Annotated in this window: 14 protein-coding genes, 1 tRNA gene and 4 pseudogenes; 12 read left to right on the top strand and 7 right to left on the bottom strand. The window is 71.0% G+C overall.

All coding sequences use genetic code 11. The annotated features are described in order from the left end of the window. The first annotated feature begins 7 nt into the window (after window positions 1-7). The 6 genes and pseudogenes from ACZ6D7_RS26820 (at window position 8) to ACZ6D7_RS26795 (ending at window position 6,407) form a co-directional block, all read left to right on the top strand. Window positions 8-1,906 (top strand): autotransporter outer membrane beta-barrel domain-containing protein, encoded by a 1,899-nt coding sequence (locus ACZ6D7_RS26820; protein WP_469495678.1) that lies wholly within the window; start codon window positions 8-10, stop codon window positions 1,904-1,906. 739 nt (window positions 1,907-2,645) lie between these two features. Further along, window positions 2,646-3,419, top strand: coding sequence for a hypothetical protein (locus ACZ6D7_RS26815; protein ID WP_469495675.1), 774 nt, complete (start codon window positions 2,646-2,648; stop codon window positions 3,417-3,419). A gap of 53 nt (window positions 3,420-3,472) precedes the next feature. Beyond that, window positions 3,473-4,036, top strand: a pseudogene (locus tag ACZ6D7_RS26810) (thioesterase family protein); the annotation flags it as partial. 408 nt (window positions 4,037-4,444) lie between these two features. Continuing rightward, a tRNA-Met gene (locus ACZ6D7_RS26805) sits at window positions 4,445-4,518 on the top strand. A 468-nt stretch (window positions 4,519-4,986) separates the two neighbouring features. Next, complete coding sequence (locus ACZ6D7_RS26800; protein WP_469495674.1) at window positions 4,987-5,190, top strand: cold-shock protein; 204 nt, start codon at window positions 4,987-4,989, stop codon at window positions 5,188-5,190. Between the two features lie 365 nt (window positions 5,191-5,555). After that, complete coding sequence (locus tag ACZ6D7_RS26795) at window positions 5,556-6,407, top strand: phosphotransferase enzyme family protein (RefSeq protein WP_469495671.1); 852 nt, start codon at window positions 5,556-5,558, stop codon at window positions 6,405-6,407. Between the two features lie 521 nt (window positions 6,408-6,928). On the opposite strand, the gene ACZ6D7_RS26790 is transcribed toward ACZ6D7_RS26795, so the two are convergent. Next, a complete protein-coding gene (locus ACZ6D7_RS26790; RefSeq protein WP_469495668.1) occupies window positions 6,929-10,969 on the bottom strand; it encodes a CHAT domain-containing protein in 4,041 nt (1,346 codons plus the stop codon). After that, entirely contained in the window at window positions 10,966-11,418 is a 453-nt protein-coding gene (locus tag ACZ6D7_RS26785; protein ID WP_469495665.1) for a hypothetical protein, read from the bottom strand. The genes ACZ6D7_RS26790 and ACZ6D7_RS26785 overlap by 4 nt, the downstream gene beginning before the upstream one ends. A gap of 364 nt (window positions 11,419-11,782) precedes the next feature. Between ACZ6D7_RS26785 and ACZ6D7_RS26780 the strand changes: the two genes are divergently transcribed. Further along, entirely contained in the window at window positions 11,783-12,820 is a 1,038-nt protein-coding gene (locus ACZ6D7_RS26780; RefSeq protein WP_469495663.1) for a DUF2332 domain-containing protein, read from the top strand. Window positions 12,821-13,272: 452 nt separating this feature from the next. On the opposite strand, the gene ACZ6D7_RS26775 is transcribed toward ACZ6D7_RS26780, so the two are convergent. From ACZ6D7_RS26775 to ACZ6D7_RS26765, 3 genes are all read right to left on the bottom strand, one after another. Next, window positions 13,273-14,187, bottom strand: coding sequence for an aminoglycoside phosphotransferase family protein (locus tag ACZ6D7_RS26775; RefSeq protein WP_469495660.1), 915 nt, complete (start codon window positions 14,185-14,187; stop codon window positions 13,273-13,275). Window positions 14,188-14,755: 568 nt separating this feature from the next. Further along, window positions 14,756-14,977 (bottom strand): hypothetical protein, encoded by a 222-nt coding sequence (locus ACZ6D7_RS26770; protein ID WP_469495658.1) that lies wholly within the window; start codon window positions 14,975-14,977, stop codon window positions 14,756-14,758. Then, window positions 14,974-15,498 (bottom strand): GtrA domain-containing protein, encoded by a 525-nt coding sequence (locus ACZ6D7_RS26765; RefSeq protein ID WP_469495655.1) that lies wholly within the window; start codon window positions 15,496-15,498, stop codon window positions 14,974-14,976. Before ACZ6D7_RS26765 ends, ACZ6D7_RS26770 begins: the two co-directional genes overlap by 4 nt. A 504-nt stretch (window positions 15,499-16,002) precedes the next feature. Between ACZ6D7_RS26765 and ACZ6D7_RS26760 the strand changes: the two are divergent. Together ACZ6D7_RS26760 and ACZ6D7_RS26755 are read left to right on the top strand one after the other, a co-directional pair. Beyond that, window positions 16,003-17,211: pseudogene (locus ACZ6D7_RS26760) on the top strand (PAS domain-containing protein); the annotation flags it as partial. 513 nt (window positions 17,212-17,724) lie between these two features. Beyond that, a pseudogene (locus ACZ6D7_RS26755) lies at window positions 17,725-17,850 on the top strand (AraC family transcriptional regulator); the annotation flags it as partial. A gap of 286 nt (window positions 17,851-18,136) precedes the next feature. On the opposite strand, the gene ACZ6D7_RS26750 reads toward ACZ6D7_RS26755, so the two are convergent. Beyond that, entirely contained in the window at window positions 18,137-18,553 is a 417-nt protein-coding gene (locus ACZ6D7_RS26750; protein WP_469495652.1) for a class F sortase, read from the bottom strand. 367 nt (window positions 18,554-18,920) lie between these two features. After that, the gene (locus ACZ6D7_RS26745) at window positions 18,921-19,472 is read right to left on the bottom strand and encodes a sortase (RefSeq protein WP_469495649.1); all 552 of its coding nucleotides are present in this window, start codon (window positions 19,470-19,472) and stop codon (window positions 18,921-18,923) included. A gap of 410 nt (window positions 19,473-19,882) precedes the next feature. On the opposite strand from ACZ6D7_RS26745, the gene ACZ6D7_RS26740 reads away from it, so the two are divergent. The 3 genes and pseudogenes from ACZ6D7_RS26740 (at window position 19,883) to ACZ6D7_RS26730 (ending at window position 21,890) form a co-directional block, all read left to right on the top strand. Continuing rightward, window positions 19,883-20,533 (top strand): DUF4232 domain-containing protein, encoded by a 651-nt coding sequence (locus ACZ6D7_RS26740; protein WP_469495646.1) that lies wholly within the window; start codon window positions 19,883-19,885, stop codon window positions 20,531-20,533. A 31-nt stretch (window positions 20,534-20,564) separates the two neighbouring features. Next, window positions 20,565-20,706: pseudogene (locus tag ACZ6D7_RS26735) on the top strand (MFS transporter); the annotation flags it as partial. Between the two features lie 410 nt (window positions 20,707-21,116). Then, a complete protein-coding gene (locus ACZ6D7_RS26730; RefSeq protein ID WP_469495643.1) occupies window positions 21,117-21,890 on the top strand; it encodes a polysaccharide deacetylase family protein in 774 nt (257 codons plus the stop codon). Window positions 21,891-22,195: the final 305 nt, after the last annotated feature.

Genomic DNA, 22,195 nt, shown 5'->3' with positions numbered 1-22,195 from the left:
CACCGAGATGGCTCTCGGACCCCCTCAGACTCAGGGAAGCCCCAGTACGTTCGACCCGGGGCAGGAATCGCCGCCGCTCAGCTTCGGCGTGCACGGGGACAACGGCGGCGGACCGGGCATCATCGGCAGCAGCAGTACGCCGGCCGCGTCCGACGGCTCGTCCGACAGCGCGATCGAGAGCGGTGCCGGTGTCCTCGGGGTCAGCATCGCCGCCCACGGCATCGGGGTGCACGGTCACTCCGGCCGCGGTACGGGGGTCTCGGGCAAGGGGGGTGGAACCGATCCGGGAGTCCTGGGCACGGCGACGGCCGGACCGGGACTGGCGGGCCGCAGTACCCAGGGCCCGGGCGTGCTCGGGGCCAGCACGGAGGCGGAGGGCGTCAAGGGGGAGGGAGCGGGCTCCGCGCCAGGAGTCTTCGGGAACGGAGCGAACGGTCCCGGAGTGCGGGGCGCGAGCCGAGGCGGCCCCGGGGTGACCGGGCAGTCGGCCGACGGCGATGAAGCCGGCGTACTCGGTGCGCACACGGTCGGGTCCGGCGTACGAGGCGTCAGCGACAGCGGCCTGGGCGTGGAGGGCGAGAGCCTCGGCCCCGGGGCGGGGGTGTCCGGCCGGAGCGAGAGCGGCCCCGGACTGCTCGGCACGAGTCACCTCGGCGTAGGCGTCGCCGGTCTGGGCGGCGGCTCCGGCGCCGGGGTGACGGGGACGGGGACCACGGGGCCCGGCGTGCTCGGCACCAGCGACACCGGTGCGGGCCTGACCGGCACGTCCGCCGGCGGGCCGGGTGTGGCGGCGTCCAGTACGGCTGGAGCGGGGGTGGAGGCGCAGAGCAGCAGTGGGCCGGGGGTGACGGCGTCCAGTACCGACGGGCCGGGTCTGGCGGCGCAGAGCAGCAGTGGGTCGGGTATGACCGCCTCCAGTACCGAGGGGCCGGGCGTGGAGGCCGAGAGCACCAGCGGGCCCGGTGTCAGGGCCTTCAGCGCGGAGGCTCCGGGGGTGGCGGCCGGCAGTTCCACCGGGCCCGGTGTGCTGGCCTCCAGTGAGGAGGCGGCCGGTGTGGAGGCCGGCAGCTTGAACGGGCCGGGCGTGACGGCGTCGAGCACCAGTGGGCCGGCCGTCAATGCCAGCAGCGCGAATGGAAACGCCGTGGTCGCGGACTGCCCGGCCGGCGGAACCGCGGTCGACGCCTCCAGCTTCGACGGCATCGGCATCAGAGGTCATGCGGGCCACTCCGATTCCGGCGGTTTCGGTTTCGGCTTCGGTCCCAACACCGGCCCAGGGGTCTTGGGCACGAGCTTCTTCGGCCCCGGTGTCGAGGGCTTCAGCCACGCCAGCGTCGGTGTCAGGGCCGTGGGCGAGACAGGGTTGATCGTGTCCGGCGATTCCCTCGGAGCGCGCATCGACGGCAATGTCGTCGTCAACGGCGTGGTGACCCAGGGCGGCGCCATGTTCCGTACCGACCACCCACTGGACCCGGAGAACCGCTTCCTCTCCCACTCCGCCGTGGAGTCGCCGGAGATGAAGAACGTCTACGACGGCACCGTGAACCTGGACGCCGAGGGGAAGGCGACCGTGACGCTCCCGGAGTGGTTCGACGCGTTCAACGAGTCGTTCCGGTACCAGTTGACGCCGGTGGGTGCGGCGGCGCCCAGCCTGCACGTGAGCCGGAAACTCTCCGGCAACAGCTTCGCCGTCGCGGGCGGCGACCCCGGCCTCGAGGTCTCCTGGCAGGTGACGGGCGTCCGGTGCGATGCCTGGGCGCGGGCCAACCGGGTCGCCGAGGAGGACGACAAGGCGCCGGAGGAACGCGGGCTGTACCTCTACCCGGAGGCACACGGGAAGCCCATGGAGATGGGGATCACCGCGGCGCGCGACGAGGGACTACGCGAGACGCGTGCTGCCGAGTGAATGAAGGACCGAGAGGGTGAGGACCATGGTGATCAAACCGCCCGAATCCCAGGATCTGCCGAGCGGTTTCGATCCGGGACAGGAGTCCCCTCCCATCAGATTCGGCGTGTTCGGCGACAACGAGGCCGGCCCGGGTGTGCTGGGCTGCAGTGGCAAGTCGGCCGACAGCGGCGAATCGCAGAGCGGCGCGGGCGTGCTCGGGGTGAACGTCGCGGCGCACGGCGTGGGCGTCCACGGCATGTGCCGTCGTGGCACGGGGGTCTCGGGGCAGGGCGGCGGCGAAGGGGCGGGCGTCCTCGGGTCGGCGGAGAAGGGCCCGGGCGTGTCGGGAACGAGTGCCGAGGGGCCCGGCGTGTCGGGGACCAGCGCCGGTGGGCCGGGGGTGAGCGGGGCGGGCAGCGGCACGGCAGCCGGCGTGGCCGGCTCGGCGGACCGGGGTCCGGGGGTGTCGGGGACGAGCAGCGAGGGGCCAGGGGTGTCGGGGACGGCGTCGCAGGCGCCCGGCGTGACGGGGGTGAGCGGGAAGTCGTCCGGTGTCGCGGGGACCAGCACCGAGGGGTCCGGGGTCCTGGGCACGAGCATGCGGGGACCTGGTGTGGTGGGTACGAGTTCCCAGGGCCCGGGAATGCGGGGGGAAGGGCAGGGGGCAGGGGAGGACGGGACGCCGTTCCCGGGGGTCTCGGGCACGGCGTCGGGCGGTGCCGGAGTGGCGGGGGAGAGCATTCAGGGACCTGGGCTCATGGGCAGCAGCAGGTTCGGGGCCGGGGTGCACGGGACCGGTGGACAAGGCACCCCGGGCGTGTTCGCGACCTGTGATGAGGGTCCCGATGCCGATGGGGTCGTCTTCGTCGGTGCGGGAGTCTTCGGCACGGTCGTCGAGGGCGACGGCGTGCAGGGCAGTTCCCGCAACGGCAACGGGGTGAGGGCATGGAGCACCAACGGGGTGGGGGTGTCCGCGAACAGCGAATCGGGAGTCTCGGTGTTCGCCGACACCGGCGGACTGGCGCTGGACCTCATGGGCGACCTCTCGGGGGCCGGCGTCGGAGTCGCCACGGTGGGCCGCATCGGCCTGCTGGCCGCCGGTTCCGAAAAGGCGGCACGGTTCGAAGGCGATGTCGAGGTCACCGGCGCCATCAACAAGTCGGCCTGCGAATTCCGTATCGACCATCCGCTCGACCCGGCGAACCGTGTCCTCACCCACTGCTCCGTGGAATCGTCGGAGCGCAAGAACATGTACGACGGCACGGTGACCCTGGACGCTCACGGCGAGGCCACGGTCACCCTGCCCGACTGGTTCACCGCCCTCAACGGCCGACTCTGCTACCAACTGACCCCGCTGGACGGCCCTGCCCCCCAACTGCACGTGGTGCGCCATGACGAAGACGGCCACTTCGACATCCGCGGCGGTCCCCCGCAGGCGGCGGTGTGCTGGCAGGTCACCGGCGTCCGCCAGGACCCTTGGGCGCTGGCCCATCCGCTGAACACGGAGGAGGACAAGCCACGTGACGGCTGATCCACGAGTGGTGAAGTCCGACATCGACCGCTGAGACGATCACCGCGCACATCGTGGAGACCATACGGCCCGGCCGGACCATCGAGCTCCTCGAAGCCGTCGTACGGATCGCCGGCCGCCCGGGCGTCCGGGCCCGCGCCTGGTTCCTGGCCACACTCGACACCGCCGCGGTCGCGAGCGGCCCCGACGACCGCCTCACCCCGCCCGAGTCACTCGACCCGTGGCCGATGTCCGACGTCTGGCCCGGCGGCTACGTCGCCTCCCTGGACGTCCGCCCGATCGCACCGCCCCGGCCGGGCCGTACCACCGCATGGCTCTCCACGCCGCTCGATCTGGTCGCCGATGTTCCCGTCAGCCCGCTCGCCTCGTATCTCGCCCTCGTCGACACCGCGAACGGCATCGCCGTCCGGCAGCCGCCCACCGCGTGGATGTTCCCCAACGTCGACCTGACCGTCCACCTGCACCGCCAGCCGCGCGGCACGTGGAAGGGTCTGGACACCACCGTCACCTTCGGCCCCTCCGGCCAGGGCCTGACCAGCACGGTCCTGCACGACATCGACGGCCCGGTCGGACAAGCCCAGCAGATGCTCACCGTCCGCCCCCTGCCGGGGGCATGACGAGCCCGCAGGCCCCGGCATCGCGGGCCCGGCCCCGTTCGTGCCCCGCCGACTGACTGTCTACCCCCCCGGCACTCGTACTCTGCCTCCGTCCGGCCCCTGGCGCGCCAAGCCCGGCACCGAGCCCACCGACGATGTCCCCACCAGCTACTGCACGGCCATGCGCGGCTCGGCGCGCGGTGGCACAGCGCATCGTCCGGGACTGGCCCGGTGAGTAGCCGCCGTACACCTGCGAACGCCTGCCGTACCGGGGGGAGGGGAGGGGAGGGGACGACGCAGGCGTCGCGTACCTCCTTGCGCTCGCCCCTGGGCGAGGCGGACGAGGAGGCCGTAAGCCCCTGGCCTCCTGAACGGGCCCCTGCCCGATGCGATAAGTCGCTCTGGCCCCGTGTAGAGTGGCGGTACCGACGCGGGGTGGAGCAGCTCGGTAGCTCGCTGGGCTCATAACCCAGAGGTCGCAGGTTCAAATCCTGTCCCCGCTACGAGAGGAAGGGCCCGGTCATCCGGGCCCTTCCGCATGTCGGCGTAGCCCCGGCGGGCCTGTCGGCTGTCGGCTGTCGCCTGCGGCAGTGCAGCATGGAACTGCTCCTGCTCCTTCCCCTCGGTGGCTGACAGCCGGTCAGGGATATTGCGCGCTGCCAGGTGGTCAAGTTCGGCAGCGACGGCACCGCTGCCGGTGGGGTGCCCTGTGAGGTTCTTTCCGTTCCGGCACCGGCATGTGATCGCGGCTGCGGCCGGGCTTGTGCCGGGGTTTCCCGGGTTTCGGTGCGGCTTGCGGTTGTTACTCACTGGTGAGAGCCGGTCTGGCCGTGTAGCGTCGCTGTCAGCTGTCGTGGTTCGCCGTACCTGCCCGCGCTTTGGCGCGGGCGCTTTGCTGTGCAGTGCCGGACCAGGGCGATCACCTCCAGGGCCGCGTGGTGCGGTCCTGACGTCAACTGAGAGGCACCAGCATGGCCAGCGGAATCGTCAAGTGGTTCAACGCCGAGAAGGGCTTCGGCTTCATCGCCCAGGACGGCGGGGGACCGGACGTCTTCGCGCACTACTCCAACATCAACGCCTCCGGCTTCCGTGAGCTGCAGGAAGGCCAGGCGGTCACCTTCGACATCACCCAGGGCCAGAAGGGCCCGCAGGCGGAGAACATCACGCCTGCCTGACCTGAGGGCCTCACCGAGGCCCTGAGGCCTCACCGAGGCCGGGACAGGGCCGAGGCGGGGTAAAGCGCCTGCCAGTCGCCGCGTCGTTTAGCACGGCGCGGCGACGGCAGGGCTGCCGGTGCACGGCGTGGAGCTCACCTGTGTGTATCTCTGCGTTCACATGCGCATCATGACTGCCGTGCCGTGCCGGCCCACGCCCGTCACGGGCGGACTGCTGGACGGCGTATGCGGAGGTCGCCGCCCGAGCGGGAAGGACGGCTCGGTGAAGTGGTGGGCCTGAAAGGCAGCATCGAGCTTGGTGCGGTGCGCAGGTTGCACCGCTTGGAGAGCTACGGCAGCGCTCAAGGGAGAGGGGCCAGGCGACGATGCAGGCGTCGGAGGTCCCGCGTGCGGTGGCCGCGGCCATGTCGACCGCCTCAACACTTGGCCTGAGGGTCGACGACGCGATCGTTCTTCATGACTCGAACAAGCTCACTCTGCGGCTGCTGCCTTGTGACGTCCTGGCCCGGGTGGCACCTGTGGCGCAGCAGGTCGCACAGTTCGAAGTCGAGCTTGCTCAGCGGCTCACCGAATCCGGGTGCCCTGTGGCCGCTCTCGATCCTCGAGTGGAGCCACGCGTCTATGAGCGTGATGGCTTCGTCGTCACGCTATGGACCTACTACGAACCCGTGACACCTCGGGAGGTCTCACCAGCCGACTACGCAGGCGCGCTCGAACGGCTGCATGCCGGCATGCGCAAGCTCGATGTCCCGACGCCGCATTTCACGGATCGAGTCGAGCAGGCTCAACAACTCGTGGCGAACCGACACCGCACTCCGGCGCTCGCCGACGCGGACCGGGAACTGCTCGGCGACACGTTACGAAGCCTGAGACGAGTGATCGGCGAGCGCGGCGGCGCCGAGCAGCTGCTGCACGGCGAGCCGCACCCGGGCAACGTGCTCACCACGAAGAACGGGCTGCTGTTCATAGACCTTGAGACGTGTTGCCGTGGGCCCGTCGAATTCGACCTCGCCCATGCGCCCGAAGAGGTCGGCGAGCACTATTCCGGTGTCGATCAGGACCTGCTGCGTGAGTGCCGGATCCTCGTGCTGGCGATGATCACAACGTGGCGCTGGGATCGAGGCGACCAACTCCCGAACGGGCGCCAGTTGGGCACAGAGTGGCTCAGTCAGATCCGAGCAGCACTCGATCGCAACGGCCCAGATACCCATGGCTGATCGCGGACCTTCGAGGTCGTAGCCGGCTGGCTGTTGATGCCACGACCTCGACCTCGACCACGGCGTCGCGTTCGGTGGGTGACGGCGTGCAGGAGTCGTCGGTCCCCGTGAGCGCACGCCCGGCCTGGGGACCAGGCGCGGGGCGTTGACGGAGGTGAGTGCGGTGGTCAGCCGGTGGGACAGGGCCACGTATCCGTCGGGGAGCCGTGCAGCGAGCGCCTCCGGGTGCCGGGCGGGTCCGGTGACCCGACCACGGCCGCGTCGACCGTCCGCGTGCCTGAGCTTCGGCCTTGACTGCACCAAGTGTCGCGGGGCGCCCCTCGGAGGGGCGCGAGAAGGCAGACACTGTGCCCGTGTCGGCGTTCGATGCGACCACGCGTGGCGAGGACGGCCAACGCGAGCAGGGCGAGCAGGGCGGGAAGGGCGGGAACTCGGCGCGACCGGCCATCTCCGAGCCGGAGACCGTGATCAGCAGGGCGGTGACCGCCATGGTCGTGGTCGCCCCACCTGTCCCTGGCGCGTCAGGCTCCGTAATGGACGTACGACGACCAGACGTCGGGGCGGTCGGGGATGCGGGTGCGGGCCTGCTGGACCGCCTGGTGGAGGGCGCGGGCGGGGCGGGTCGTCGGGGTGAGCGCGCGGTAGAAGTCCCAGGTGGTGTGCGGGGCTTCGGTGTCGTAGATGGGCCACAGGGTGCCGACCACGTTGCGGAATCCGGCCAGGAGGAACGCGGAGGCGAGGGTGATGGCCTCGTCGGGCAGCTCGTATCCGCCCTGGGCGGTACTGCACGCCGACAGGAACGCCAGATCGGCGTCCAGGAGGAGTCGGCTGACCTCCGTGACCCGCAGCTCGGAGCCGTCGTGCAGGATGAGGCTGCTGGACGACGGGCTGTACGGGGAGCTGAGTCCGTGGCAGGCGAAGTGGGCCCGGCTCGCGTCGGGCAGCCGGGCGAGCACCTCCTGTGCGGTCGCGTGCGTGCCGGAGAGGAAGACTCCGTCGGGGAAGCGGTCGCGCAGGAAGGCCGTCTCCGTCGCCACACCCGGCAGAAGCGGCCAGCCGTTCGCCTCGGGCACGGCCACGCCCAGGAAGGAGCCGGTGTCGGACGGCCTGGGGCGTCGGGCATGGGTCAGGGCGCGGATCGTCGGGGTGAACGAGGAGACCGCGCGGTCGAGGACGGTGTCGGTGCCGGAGCCGTGATACCCCGCGGCCGCCAGGGGCAGGAAGGTGAAGAGTCCGGTCGGGCACCACCACAGGCGTGGGGCCCGGTCAGGCGGGCACGCGGTCTCCCAGCCCAGCGCGTTCAGGACAGGTTGGGCCACCTTGTCCCACATCCATTCCAGGATCTCGGACATCCGCGGTGCGCCGCTCTGCGCGTCGGCCTCCGGACGGCTGCGCAGCAGTGCGCTCACCGCCCGCCCGGCGTCGTCCTCGGAGAACCGGAGTCGGACGATCGCGATGTCGCCGGCGTGGATGATGATCGCGTCGGCGCGGGAGTGATGGGCGTTGACGATGACGACAGGGCCCTCGGCAGCAGCGTCAGAGAGTGCCTCGCGGGACAGCGGCGCCACCAGGTCGGCCACGCCCGGCAGGGCGCCGAGTTGTCTGCGCAGCCCGTCCCATCGGGCGGCGCGCCGATGGCGCTGGGTGAGGGTCTCCTGGCCGGGGACCGACGATTCCTGGCGCAACTCCTGCCATTGGGCGGCGAGATGAGGTGCCTGCTCATGCACGGCCGTCAGCGGTCCGCGCAGGTCGATCGCCTGGGTGATCAGTGTCGCCCGACCCGCTTCGAGCAGCCGTACGGCCCGGAAGGGGTCGGCCAGTTCCAGCGCGCAGGATGCCGCGGCGATCGCAAGGCCCGTGGTGTCCGGCAGCATGGCCTCCTGGGCCTCACGGGTCAGGCGGGGCCCGATCGCGAAGGGCAGCTGCTCGACCGCCAGGGTGTAGGCGTGCGCCGCGGCCTCCCAGTCGCCGCGCTCGGCGTTGAGCCGTGCGCTGCCGCCGGCGGCGCTGAGCCGTTGCAGCGGCGAGGCGTCCGGCAGCTCGGCGGCCCGGGTGAAGGCTGTGATCGCGGCTTTCAGGTCGCGCGCTCGGCCCGTGGCGTCGTATCGGTCGAGGTGCAGATGTGCAAGGTGGAACAGGCGCCGGGAACGTCTGACGTCGCCGACCGTTTCGTCGGCCGCGAGGGTCCGGAAGATGCGGATGGCTTCGTCGAGATGCCTGGGGTCGCCGTCGAGCGCGGCAAGGGTTTTGAGACCGAGAGCGAGGTCGAACCGGTAGCGGTCCCGCTCCGCCGAACTCCGCGGCGTCTCCTTGACGAGTTCCCGGGAGAGAGTGAGCGCCTCGTCGAGGTGGCGCCTGTTCCGGGACCGGCTCGCGTGATCCTGCAGTGCGCTGCTCAGCGTGGTCCGGGCCGAACGGTGCCCGTGGCTGCCGGGCGGAAACAGCGCGACGGCCTCCCTCGCGAACCTGATGGCTTCCGTGAGCGCGGTCGGGCCCCGGAAGCCGGCGCCGACCATCAGCAGTTCGCTCAGCCGCTTGGCCACGTCCGCGCGTTTGCGGTCGAGGCCGGCCAGGAGAGCGTGCGCGCGCTTCAGCACCCGTATCGCCTCGTCCAGCGCGACGGGGTCGCTACAGCTTTCGAACAGCCGAAGGAAGGGCTCCGACTGGGCGACCAGATACTCGGGCAGGTGGACATGGTGTTCCGCGGCGGTCAGCTCGGAGGCCGCGGCGACGGCCTCGTCCAGCAAGTCGGGGCGCGGGTCGAGCTGGTGGAGGAAGGCCAGCGCGTCGGTCAGGGCGACGAGGAGTTCGCAGCGTTCGGCCGATGCGGGCTCGGTTTCTCCCACGAGGTCACGGATCACGGGAAGCAGCCGCGCGAGGTCGTGATCGGACGCCACTCCCGCCGCCACCGCCTCCTCCCACGAACCGACGAGCGCACGCAGGATCCGCGCCTTCCCGAAGCGGTTCAGGGTGACGGCCTCGCCCGCCTCCCGCAGCGTCCGAACGGACTCCTCCACATAGCCCCGCCTACCGGTGCGCCGGTAGTGGTGGTGCAGCACGAACGCGTGACTGGCCAGGATGCCCGGGTAATCGGGGTGCGAGGGACCGGCGGCCGAGATGCCTCGGCGCGACAGGTCGAGGCACTCGTCGAGAGCGTCGGCGTCACCGGTGCGTCGGTAGTGCTCGATGAGCGAGGCGATCAACGTGCCCAGACGGCTGAGGAAGTCGGCGTGCCCTGACGGCGTCGCGTCCATCGAGGTCCGGGCCATCCGCAGGGCCTCGTCGACGACGTCGGGATCATCGGTCAGCGTCATGAGAGTGTGCAGGGCCGCGGACAGATTCCCGCAGTATAGTGCGTAGTTGGCGTGCTCGGGCGGCGTGAGGGCGACCGCGCGCCGCCCGGCCTCCACCGCTCGCCTCAGCCCGGCCACGTCCGTCGTCGGCAGGAAGCGCAGCCTCAGCACCTCGCAGAGGTTCCCGTGGCCCATCCCGGGGTCGGGACCACCGGGCAGCGGGTGGGCCTCGGTGGCACGGGTGAGCCACTCGACGGCTTCGTCGATGTCCTCGCTACGGGCGGTCAGCCGGAAGCGCAGCGTGAGGGAAGCCGCGTGATTCCCTGCCCTGATCGGCCAGTTGGGATCATCGGCGGGTGTCTGCTCCATCGCTCGGCGGCCGTAGTCGACGGCCTCGTCGATGCGGTCGAGGGTCGGCGCCAGCCCGTACGCGATCCGCAGCGCCACCGCGAGCCGGGACAGGAAGCGTGGACTGACGTCACCGAGCGCCGCGGCCGACTCGATCGCGCGCCGGCTGAGCGCCACGGCCTCCTCCACGGCGGCCGCGTCACCGTACGCCTCCGCCTTCACCCGCAGACAGTCCGACAGTTGGTCGGCGAGCGGTGGCCACGCCGCGGCGGGGCTGTGGGCGAGCGCCACACGCGCGATGTCGATGGCCCGGTCCAGTTGCTCGGCCGCCCCGCTGCGCAGGAACAGGACGAGGTGATGGTGCGACAGGGCGGAGTAGCCGGCGACCAGTTGATCGAACCACTCGTCCGCGTCCGGCCTGTCGGGGTCGAGGTCGGCTGTCGCACCTTCCAGCAGTTCTACGGCCAGGAAGAGGGTCCCGGCATCGAGGGAGCCTCGGTATTCGTCGAGTTTGCGGGAGCCGAGCGACAGAGCGTGTTCGGGGGATGCCGCGATGAAGGTCGGCAGGCTCTCCTCGGGCACGCTCGCGGGGTCGTACTGGTAGGCGAGGAACAGGACGTACATCGCCTGTCTCTTGGCGGCGGCGTTACGGCCATCGGGTAGAACCTGGGCCCGCAGGAACTGCACCCACCCGTAGGCGATGATGGCTTCACCGTCCAGGCTGTCCATGTCGACCTCACGATCGACGGCGAGACGTTCCAGCGCCATCGCCTCGGCCAGCACGGCGAGGGCGTGATCGGTCTCCGTCGAGAGGAGGGCCGTGACGAATTCCAGCGCCGCCGTGTCCTCGGGCTCCTCGCGCAACTGCCAGTAGCACTCTATGAGTTGGGTTGCCCGCGCCAGGGCGTCGAGACGTCTCACGCTTCGAGGCCCGCCGGGGGCGGCTCCTCGGCCGCCGTAGTCTCGATGCCCTCCTCCGGCGGTGCGTCCGTCGGCTCGATCAGCCACATCCGCCGCGCGTAGTCCTTTCTGATCAGCAACCAGGTGTCAGCGGCCGTGGGCAGCCTGAGGCTGAGGATGGCCGCCGCCTCACGGTCCGTCAGATCTGCGGGGAGCTCGAAGATCACGCGGCGTACGGGGTCGACGAGGGAGATCTGACCGTCGTTCATCAGCCGCTCCTCGGCGGCTTCCGCCTTCTTGCCGGGGAACAGCCCCCGCACCCAGGCGTAGAGGTCCTCTCCCGCCCGGCTCGTCATACCCTGGAAGACGGGCAGGAGCACGGAGCCTGCCAGGAACGTGAGCAGAAGCTCCCCGACCGAGCGGGTCGCCCCCGCCTCCCCCGCCGGCTGCCCGGTGGACTGCTGTGTCATCTTCCCATGGTGCCCGGCCGCGGACTCGACGCGGAAGACCCGCGCGAAGGGCCTCGGTAGCCGGCCGGGGCGGACACCGGTGAGGTTGGTCCGGACAGACTCCGCCGCCCGAGGCGCGGCCTCGCCGGTTCGCGGCGTTGCTTTGACACTGGAAGAGGAAGAGGAAGAGGAAGGGCAGCGGTTCGCTGCGTTCGCTGTTGGTTGAGGGAGGGGCAGCGGCCGGCGAGTCGGTCGGGGGATCTCCTGGGCGCTCTTGTGCCAGGTAGAGGGGCGGGGTCTTCGTTCCATTGGCTAGAGTCGTCGTATGCCAGGGCCGACCGCTGGAAGCGCCGTACCCGCGGGTAGGGCCCGCACTCTCGCTCAGGTGTACCGGCGCTTCGGTGAGGTCGACGCCGCCGGAACATCGCCGCTGTACGAGCGCGTCGCCGTCGCCCTGAGTGAGTCCGGCGAGGCGCTGCGCGCCATCGGGGCGGCGCCGGCGCGCAAGCGGCACCCGACGGTGATCCTCGCCGCGCTGCACGACCTCGCCCTCGCAGGACGGGCCCCGGAACTTGCCGCGGCCTATGCCGCCGCGGACGGCGACGCTGCCGCCGGCGCGGCGATCGACACGCTGGTGCGGATGACGGACTCGGTCGTGGCCGTCGCCGTGCGTCGGCGGACGCGGACCGACGAGACCGGACGTGGCGCCGTGCTGTATCCGGCCATTGCCGAAGCGGCGCGCCGGGTGGGCGCGCATGCGGTCGGGCTGATCGACGTGGGCTGTTCGGCTGGGTTCAGTCTCCATGTCGATCGTGTCGGCATCAGGTACAGCGACGGACAGTCGCTGGGCGATCCGTCGTCTGCCGTGCACCTGTCGTCTTCGGTCGTGGGAGAGCGGCCCGTCCCGGCGCGGGTGATGCCCGAGGTCGTCGCCCGGGTCGGCGTCGACCTCGATCCGGTCGACGTGACCGACGCGGATGACGCCCGGTGGTTGCGCGCCTGCCTGTGGCCGGACCAGCGGGATCGGGTCGCGAGGCTCGAAGCGGAGATGGCGTTGGCGGCGGCGAACCCTCCGCTGCTGCTGAAAGGTGATGCCGTCGAGGTGCTGCCCGATGCCTTCGCCCGTGTGCCCGCGGACGCCCTGCCTGTCGTCACCACGACGTGGGCGCTGTCGTACTTTCCGCTCGAGAGCCGCCTGCGCTTCCTGCACCGCCTCGACGAAGCGGCGGCCGGCCGGGCGGTGGCGTGGGTGTCGGCGGAGGGGGTCGGAGTCGCGCCGACGATACCGACACTTGGCGATCGCCGCGCCTCTGGCCACAGCATCATCGGGCTGGCGGTGTTCGACGGGTCGTCTCTGCGCGCCGAGGCCGTCGGCCGCTGCTGGTCACGGGGCCGCTTGCTGGCGTGGCTGGCAGATTCCTAGTGTCCTACTGTCCTGTCAGGTTGATTTATCGACGCCGTTCCTGGAGTCGGGATTTCGTGGTCCCTGGGGGCGGTCAGGCACTGGACACCCTGGTCTGGTGGTGTGGCCGGTGGTGACGGCTGTGGGGCCGCCTGGTGCTGCCCGGCCTGTGGTGAACGGCTTCGGCCGGACGTCGGCCCGCAGGCTCGGTTCTGTTACGAGGGCTTGGCCGCAGCGACAGGAAGCGTTCGGTACTGCGTCACAGTGACGCAGATCTGAATGCCGCGCTTGCCCAACTCCAGCCGATTATCGGTCAGTTGACGTTCTCCACTCTTTCGTATGCTCGTCACTTGGGCATCCGTCACCTTGATGGCCTGCCGCATCGTCGGGAAGCCGGTACGACGATCAGTGCGGGCACCGATCGCCCCGGCCGTGATGGGGCCGCTGCCTGACCGACATCCATGTCATCGTCGTCACGTCGATGACCGAAGCGGTGTGTCCGCCAGGATGCGTTCCAGGGACCGTCGGCCCGTCCGGCTCATGGCCGGGTTGCTTTCGACGTAGTACCAGACCAACCCCATCGCTTGAGCGAAGGCCCACGCCTTGCCTCGCTGCCATTCGAGGTCGTCGCAGCCCAGGTGATCGCGGAGCGCCTGCCGCGTCCGGGCCTGGAGCAGATGCCATGCGCTCACGAGATCCAGGGAAGGGTCGGCCGGCCCGAAGCCGCCGACGTCGAGAATCCCCGCGAGCCGGCCGGCGGACACGAGGAGGTTGCCGGGGATCAGGTCACCGTGCGTCATGACGTCCTCGGCCGTGCCTCGCGGCAGATCGCGCAGGGTTGCCCAGATGCGGCGAAGCCGGGGAACGTCCAGGAGGTGCTCGCTGCGCCTGAAACAGGTCTCCATCCAGGCGTCATGGGAGTGCAGGTCGCCTCCTCGGCCGGTGCCGGCGAACGTGCGGCCACGTGTGTCGATCGCGCGTAGGGCGCCGATGAGATCGGCCAGGTCGCGGGCGAAGGCGACCGATTCGCCGGGGTCCTTGTCGGCGGCCACGATCCCGGGCAGCCAGGTCTGCACCGACCACGGGAGCGGGTAGCCTGCCCCGGGTTCACCGAGCGCGACCGGCTCGGGCGTGGGGAAACGCGTGCGGCCGGCCAGCTCGCGAGCCGCTTCCGCTTCGGATTCCAGCCGGCGCCGGGTCGGCTCGACGCCTGCGGGCCTGAGGGGGAATCGAGCCGCGAACCGATCGCCGATACGGAAGAGGGCGTTCTCCGTGCCCTGTGCAGCGATGCTCCTGACGGGCACGTTCCGCCACTGAGGAAACTGCTGATCCACCAACGTGCGTGCCGTCTCGGGTGACACCGTCAGCTGGTCGGGGTGCATCTTCACGGCGGAAGCATCCGCGTCGGGGGGCTTCGACTGCAACCCGATTTCGTCGCGCAGTCTGGCCTGCTGATGGTCCGACATGTGGCGAGACGCGCCTGAGCGCCTCGTGGCGGTTCATGCCGTAGCGGTCACCGTGCGGCACGCTTGGGCACGGCCGCCGTCAGGTACGGAGGCGCGCGTGGCGGAGCGTCCCATGGGGGAGTGTCATGCGTGGCTCGCGTACAGGCGCTGGGCGCGGTCCCCGGACGGAGGGTGTCGGCCGGGCGTGAGGTCGGTGCACGTGTGTACGAGGCGGACCGGGTGCCGCCGTTGTCCGGACGTATCCGGGGACACGCCGTCGGCGCCGTCTGCGGCTTCGGCGGCTTACGCGGTCACGACTGGCTCGACTGGCTCGACCGGCTGTGCTCGGAGCCGCTGCCGGGAGTTCCGCCCGGCGTAGTGCAGTTGGCCATTGCTGTCGGGGGTGGCCGGGCAGGGCCGTGGTCGGGTCGGCCGGGGCCTCGGTGGTGTGCCTCATCCGCTGGTGAAACGTTCGTATACGAAGGCTGCGGTGTTCGGGGGGCGTCCCGGATCAGGCGTCGGCGGATCCGTCGGGTACGGCGCTGGACCGGGCGACGCGGCCGGCCTTGGCGGCGAAGGTTCGGCGACGGATTCCCGCGGTGCGGGCGCCGTTGAGGTCCAGCGACTGCCCGCCCTCGGCGGCCGGCCCGGCTCCGGGAGTTGCGAGCCGTAGCTCGTCGGGAGTTTTCCGCTTGTCGGCCTGCGCGGCACGCGGCCCTGGCGGGACGGTCATGCGGCGTGGCAGAGCACCGCGGGGTCGGCCGGGGCCGCGGCGCGGGCCACGGTCGCGTGCACGGGACGGGCGGGGCGGGCGGTGGCCGCGGCCTGCGAGCGGTTGCGCGCGAAGACGACGAGGCGCAGCACCGCGAACCGCGCGACGCCGGCGAGGGCGGAGGCGGACAGGTAGACGGCCTGCTCGAGCACCGCGCCGGGTGTCGCCACCAGTTGCTGCAGGAGCAGCATCGCCCCGCAGGTCACCGCGTACGCGGCCGCTGCGGACCCGGCCGACTGCGCATGCTGGCGCCCGGTCGCGCGCCCGCCCGCGCCGAAGGTGAAGCGGGCGTGCAGCTCGGTGGCGAGGAGCGTGGAGACCACGGTGATCAGGGCGTTGGCCAGGACCCAGGGGATCCAGGAGGCGAGGGCCGCCACGGCGAAGCTGGAGGCGAGCCCCACCCCGCCGCCGCAGACCACGAAGCGGGCGAAGGCGGTGAAGGCGCCGGGTGCTGCCTGCTGTCTACTCCGCGCCGTATCCATGATCCGTCCCCCTTGATCGCTCACTCCGCGAAACGCGCACCCCTTGGCCGACGAGGCCGAGGCGCGTGCTTCCAATGGCGCCATGATGGCACACTCATGGCGCCATTGGCGAGCCAAATGTGATGCCATGCATGTCGCCAATGGCGTCACGGTGTGGAGGGATTCGCGGATCTGCAGGTCAGCGGCTCAGCGGCTCAGCGGCTCAACTCAGCTTCGGTGTACGCCGGAAGCGTGGTGGGTCCTCCGGTTGGCACCAGTGGCACACCGACCGCAGAGAGCGCCACGACCAGGCTCTTGCCGCGCGCCCCCGATGCGGGTTCTCCGGGCGGTAGGGGGAGCGGTTTGTGCTCCGCACGTTGGCCGAGGCTGGCACGGTGGGCAGCCGGCCGCATGCCTGCCTGGCAGGTCCCGGCGGCGAGCTGACCGAGTGTGGTGGGGGTTCCTCCCGCTCGTTCTGCGAGGCCGACGTGCAGGAGGTGCTCGAGGGATTCACCGCCGGGTGCCGTGGTGTGTTCCGCCGTGCTCAGAGCTCTGGACGTCTTCGGGGCGTCGGACACTCCGCTCGTCGGGCGCGGACTGCTCGATCTGCTGCCGCGGTTCGACCTCCATCTCACTGCGGGCTCGGTGCGGCATCCCGGCGGTGTGAACCCGCCCGGGCGGGCTCAGCCGGTGCGGACGGTCGCGCGACGGACCGACAGGAGCGAGTTCCCGGTCGAGGTCATCGCCGCGCAATCCGGCAACGCCGGGCAGACCTCCGGCGGTTGCAGCCCCGCGGCCGGCGAACCGCTGATGCTCGTGGTACGCGACCTGTCGTGGACCGCCGACATCATGAACGAACTGGCCCCCTCCCAGTGGCAGACCGAGACGATCCTGCAGGCCACCGCGGAAGAGGTCCTGGGGACCGACACCGACGGCCGGATCGTCCTCGTCAGCCCCGCCGCCGCACGGATGCTGGGCTACCGGGCCGACGAGCTGGGCCGGCAGGAGCTGCACCCGCTCGTCCTGCACTCGCGCGCCGACGGCTCACCCTTGCCGTACGAGGAGTCGCCGCTGGCCGACCCCCTGCGCTCCGGGCGCAGGCACCGGGTGCGCGGGCAGGTGCTGTGGTCCAAGGGCGGGGACAAGGTCTCCGTCGACCTGACGACCGCCCCCGTGCGCGACGGCGACCAGCTCGTCGGTGCCGTGATGACCCTCACCGACCGGCGGCCGTACGACACCCTCGCCGCCGAGAAGGAAGCCGTCGAGCAGGCCCACGCGCAGCTGCTGGCTGTTCTGGGCATCTCTCTGCGCGGGCCGCTGGGCACGCTGCGTGATGAGAGGTCCCGGCTTGCCACGGACCCCGCAGGGCAGTTGTGGCCCGAGTCGAACCAGGCCCTGCACCGCCTGTCGGCCGCCTGCTCACGCGTCACTGCGCTGGTGCGCGACGTTGTTGCCTGCCGACGTCTGGACTGCGGGGCCGAAACGATCACGCGGAGCAGGGTGACGATCGAGGCGGTCATCGCGTCAGCCGTCGACGCGGCAGTGGAACTGACCGGGCCGGGACATGCGCCGGTCACCGTGCGCACCCCGGCCATCGAGGCAGACCTGGACCCGCAGCGGGTCGCCACCGCACTCGCCCATCTGATCGCCGACGTCGCGGGCGCCGCGGGCGTCGGCTTCGCGGACCACGCGAGAGCCGTGGCCGACGGCTCCCAGGAGGACACCGTCATCGTGACGGCGGCGCAGCACGGCACGGTCCTGCAGATCGACGTGCGCGGCCCTCGCACCGCAGGAGACCCGGCACACGAGAGCGTCGGCGCGCGCCGTCGTGCGCGCCCATGGCGGAGTGCTGCAGGCGCACCGGTCACCCGGCACGGACGGCAGCACCTTCACACTCGAACTGCCGGTCGCGGACGGGGACGAGGCGCATACGCCCTCCAACGCGGACGGACCCGCCGGCACCGCGGACACCCCCGCGCACCGGCCGCCCGGCCCGGCCGGCGCCACCGTCGCAGCAATCGGTGCGCTGTGCCTGCAGCCCGTCCGGGACGGGTCACCGCCGCAGCCGGACGAGCCGAGGAGACTGCTGGTGCGCCCCGCTCTGGACACCACGACACAACAGACGCTGAGCGAGAACGGCTACCAGCCCGTGATCGTCCACTCGCGTGAGGAAGCCGAAGCACAGATCCCCGCCTCCGCGGCCGCGTTCTTCGTCGACCCCCTGACGGCGCCGAGACCACCGACCTCCAGGTGGAACAGATCGCCATCCGGTGCGGCCTCGGCAGCGGCGCCAACATGCGCGCCCGATTCCGTGACGCCCTCGGCATCACGCCCACGGCCTATCGCCGCACCTTCCAGCACCAGGCCGCCTGACGGCTTAGGCCGGACCACGCGGTCGCAGAGTCCGTCGACCCGGGCGCGCGTCCGCCCACCTGTGCCGTCGCGTCCTTCCGGAGGAAGTTCAAGAACCCCTTCATATCGCGGGCGGACGCCAGCGGCGTGTTCCCATTCGGGTCGGTGTCGTGCTCACCGGCCGGACTTCGAGTGGGCCTCGAAGGGGGCGCGGGAAGGGCACGTACGGGTGCCGGTGGGGGTGGGTCTGCGGCTCTGCTGGAGGAGGCGGTGCGGCAGGCGAGATCCGCCGGGCCTGCCGGTGACGTCATCTCACCGCGGTGAGCGTCGCGTAGACCACGATGTTGCCCTGGTACCCGGTGCGCTTGTCGTAGCCGCCGCCGCAGGTGATCACCCGTAGTTCGGCCCGTTCGGAGCTGCCGTACACCTTCTCGCTCGGGAAACGTTCCTTGTGGTAGACCTCCACGGCGTTGACGCTGAATACGGCCGTGCGCTGGTCTGCCCGGGTGATCTCGATCGTGTCGCCCTTGGACACGGTGCCGAGTTCGTAGAAGACGCCAGGGTTACCGGTGCGCAGGTCCACGTGCCCCGCAGCGATGGCTGTCCCGACGGATCCCGGCGCAGTGCCCTCGCCGTACCAGCCGGCGAGGTTGGGATGGTCGGCGGGCGGGGGCCGGAGCGCCCCCGATGAGTCAAGGCGCAGCTTTGTGACGGGGGCGTTCACGTTGATGGCGGGAATCCGGAGCCGGAGTGGCTCTGAGGGCGGCAGCGGCGGGACGGCGGGTTCCGTTGTGGAGGCAGTGCGGTGGGGGGCCGTGGGGCCTGGCAGGGGGGAGAAAGCCTGTCCCGCCGCAGGCTGTGGTGGCTGACCGTCGTGCACCGCACCGGCCACCAGCACGGTACCTGCCACGAGGGTCCAGGCCAGAAGCCTGGCCGACGGGATGAACGAGGGAGGGGAGGAGTCGGTGGTCTGCCCGGGGGCCATCGCGGTCGAATCTCTTGGTTGCGGCGGGGGAGAGGGGAAACGATTCGCTCCTCGCGTCTGCTCCCGGGAGAAGGGGGTCCCGGGAGCCGACGGGGGATACGGGCGGTCAGTCTCGGTTCGCGTTCGAGCGGTGACGCATCCTCACCAGCCACCCGGCGGCGGCTGCGGCGACCAGGGCCCCGCCCAGAGCGAGCTGCGGGGCTGTGTTCCCGGTGTCTCCGAAGCCGGCCTCGACGGCACCGTCGGGTCGGCGTGACGTGAGCTGGTACGAATCCGTGATCTTGACCCGCGGCGGGCACTTGACGGTGACGGTGTCGGTGCTGGACGAAGATCCTTCCGGCACAGTGAACTCGCCGGTGAGCACCCCCTTGCTCTCGCCTTCGAAGAGGTGGAACGCTCCTGCCACCTCGGACTGGCCCTTGCCGTAGGTCACGTCCGCGCCGCAGGCCGTGGTGCTGACGGTGACCGTGGAGCCGTGGCTGGCGTGCCGCGAGCGGATGTCGAGACCTGAGTCACCGGCGGCGGCAGCGACTGGAATCTGCAGAGCCAGGGCACCGACCATCAGGCCGATACCGATGCCAACGTTTGTTTTGCCCACGAGAACCCTCCAGCGGAGCAGCGTCCGGCCATTTGTGCGGCGCCTCTTTTTGTACGCCACTGACGAGGCAACCGACGCTCCGTCACCTCCGCAACACGACGGATCGACTCACGGGTCACTCGGGCAGGTGTACCTATTGCTTGAGTGCGAGCAATTGCCCAGGTCAAGGGGGCGGAAATCGAGATGGTGGAGGAATCGCCACGGGTCGGCGAACAGGCTAACGACGCGTACCGACTCGCAGCGAGCATGTGCCCATCGCGCGCTGACGGAAGGTAAAGGTGCGAGGGATCGGGCTTGCACCGGGCCGCGCGGCAGATCCGCCATTGACTTCTCTAACCGACCACCTCATGCCTGCGCACCGGCAACAGTGGTTGATCCGGCGAGATCCTGTCACCAAGCTGTGAAGAACCCGCGGGACGCTTGTGCGCAGCCAGGCAGACTTCACGCTTCTCAATCGGGGGAACAACACTATGAGCAACGTTCGCAGAGCCGTCGTCGTCCTCACCGCCGTTTCCGCTCTCGCACTCACCGCATGTGGGCCCACCGAAGACGACGCGGCGGGCGGGGCCGTGAAGACGCCGACCGCGAGTGCGTCCAAGTCGGCGGAGCCGTCCGTACCGTCGAAGCCGTCAGCGCCGTCGACGGCTCCGTCGGGGGCCGCGGCCGGCGGCTCGTCCGGCGACGACGACAGTTCGTCGGCCGACTACGACGTTTTCCCGTGCAGCACGTACGACGTGAAGTTCACCGCGAGCCTGGCGGAACCCACGACCAGCAGCTACCTCCTGAAGATCACCAACAAGGGCACCAAGGCGTGCAGGGCGCTGGGCCATCCGGTCGTGACCTTCGGTGATCTGGACGGACAGGCCACGGAACGAGGCGAGGCGCCGGGAATCGAGGACGCACTCCGGCTCGAGCCGGGTGAGTCGGCCTACGCCGGGCTCATGGGCGGGGCCGACGACGGCAAGGGGAGGACCGTGGGCTCGATCGCGATGACCATGAACACCGAGTCCGACCTGGAGCAGACACCGCTCACAGCCACCACCCCCGCCTTCTACGTCTCGCCCGACACCAACTCCGTGACCCCCTGGATGAACAACGTGGAGGACGCGCTCAGCCTGTAGGTGGTCCAGGCGTTCGGAGAACCGCGGGCATGTGCTGCCGCTGCACAAGCGGGTCCTGGACCAGGCTTTCGGTGCTCCGACGCTCGCCTCGGCCGTCGACGTCGGGGGCCTTCGACCTGGGTAGCGCCCTTGCCGCCTGGCTCGGCGGCATGGTGATCGGCGGCGGCGGGGGGACCCGCCGCCGCCGACCAGGACCACCCCGACGCTCTCCTTGCTCCGCACGACGGCAGGGCAACGTGCGGCGGACTCAGCGTCGCGGCCAGTCCCCGGACGCACGGCCCGACCACGATCGCCGCATGTTCTGATCTGGCTCCGCCACCGCTGAGGGACGTCACTCCGACGGGTCACCGTAGTCGGCACGTCGGCACGTCGGCACGTCGGCACGTCGGCACGTCGGTGGCGGGGGAGGTGGGGTCGCGCCTACCGGCCAGGTCCGGCCGCTGCTCGCCGAGTTGTCCGCGAACTCCCCCGGAATTGTCCGTGATCGGTAACAGACGCATCCCGTGGCCGCCGCTCCTCGTCCTGTCAGGTGGTCGGAAGACGACCAAGGATCGGCGAGGAACTGCGGGAAGGCGGGGCGGACATGGCACGGCACGGCGGCGGGCGAGGCTGGTACGGCAAGATGGTCGGGGCGGCGCTCGGGGTGACGGTGCTGGCCGCCGGTGCCTCGGTGTGGACCGCGCAGGCCGGTGCCGTGGGCGGCTCGTCGCCTCAGGCGGGCGCGTCGGCCACGCCGGGCAGTGACGTCAAGCCGGTGGCGGTGACCATCGCGCACGCCTCGGACAAGGGGGCGCGCGGCGTCAACATCACCATCGACGACGGCCCCGACCCCGTGTGGACCCCCCAGATGCTCGACGTGCTGCGGGAGCACGGGGTGAAGGCCACGTTCTGCATGGTGGGGACGCAGGCGCAGGCGCACCCGGACCTCGTGAAGAAGGTGGTCGCGGCCGGGCACCGCCTGTGCGACCACTCGGTGTCGCACGACACCACCATGGACAACAAGTCCCAGGCCTACCAGTCGCAGCAGATACTCGACGCCGAACGCATGATCACCGAGGCGTCCGGGGGCGTGCGGCCGATGTACTACCGCGCGCCGGGCGGGGCTTTCACCCCCTACAGCCGCAAGCTGGCCGCCTCCCGGGGCATGCGCCCCCTGGGCTGGAACGTGGACTCCAAGGACTTCGAACGGCCGGGCACGGATGCCATCGTTGCGACCGTCGAGCGGGAGTTGCCCAATGGGCCGACGCTCCTCTTCCACGACGCCGGCGGCGACCGCTCCCAGACCGTCGAGTCCCTGCGCCGGATCCTCCCCTGGCTCAAGGAGCAGGGCTACTCCTTCGGCTTCCCGGTGCGCTGAGCCCCGTCCCGGGTCGGTCACGGCGTTCGGGGTCCCGGCCCCGGAGCTTTCACGGCGCCGCGCTAGCTGCCGGCCTGACCGTCGCCAGGGCGATGGTCACGGGCGTGCGGCAGCACGCCGACCGTCGCGACGGCGGTTCAGGCCGGCCCGGCCCACCAGGTAGACAGGTAGAGACGACGGCTGCTGCGGTCAGCGGAGCGCCCGGTGAGCCAGGCGGCCTCGTCCGCCCACTCCCTGGCCACCAGGACTGTTCGGCCGGTCTCCGGTGGTGGGGCGGCGTCACTTGCGCACGGGCTCTGCCGGCG

It is taken from the genome of Streptomyces sp. NPDC041784 (assembly GCF_055591025.1).
This window is presented reverse-complemented; position numbering and strand designations above follow the sequence as displayed.

What these genes read in the sequence shown, in the direction of transcription:
- ACZ6D7_RS26820 (WP_469495678.1), top strand. Translation starts at nt 8, where the DNA reads ATGGCTCTCGGACCCCCTCAGACTCAGGGAAGCCCCAGTACGTTCGAC.
- ACZ6D7_RS26815 (WP_469495675.1), top strand. Translation starts at nt 2,646, where the DNA reads ATGGGCAGCAGCAGGTTCGGGGCCGGGGTGCACGGGACCGGTGGACAA.
- ACZ6D7_RS26800 (WP_469495674.1), top strand. Translation starts at nt 4,987, where the DNA reads ATGGCCAGCGGAATCGTCAAGTGGTTCAACGCCGAGAAGGGCTTCGGC.
- ACZ6D7_RS26795 (WP_469495671.1), top strand. Translation starts at nt 5,556, where the DNA reads ATGCAGGCGTCGGAGGTCCCGCGTGCGGTGGCCGCGGCCATGTCGACC.
- ACZ6D7_RS26785 (WP_469495665.1), bottom strand. Translation starts at nt 11,418, where the DNA reads ATGACACAGCAGTCCACCGGGCAGCCGGCGGGGGAGGCGGGGGCGACC.
- ACZ6D7_RS26770 (WP_469495658.1), bottom strand. Translation starts at nt 14,977, where the DNA reads ATGACCGTCCCGCCAGGGCCGCGTGCCGCGCAGGCCGACAAGCGGAAA.
- ACZ6D7_RS26765 (WP_469495655.1), bottom strand. Translation starts at nt 15,498, where the DNA reads ATGGATACGGCGCGGAGTAGACAGCAGGCAGCACCCGGCGCCTTCACC.
- ACZ6D7_RS26740 (WP_469495646.1), top strand. Translation starts at nt 19,883, where the DNA reads ATGAGCAACGTTCGCAGAGCCGTCGTCGTCCTCACCGCCGTTTCCGCT.
- ACZ6D7_RS26730 (WP_469495643.1), top strand. Translation starts at nt 21,117, where the DNA reads ATGGCACGGCACGGCGGCGGGCGAGGCTGGTACGGCAAGATGGTCGGG.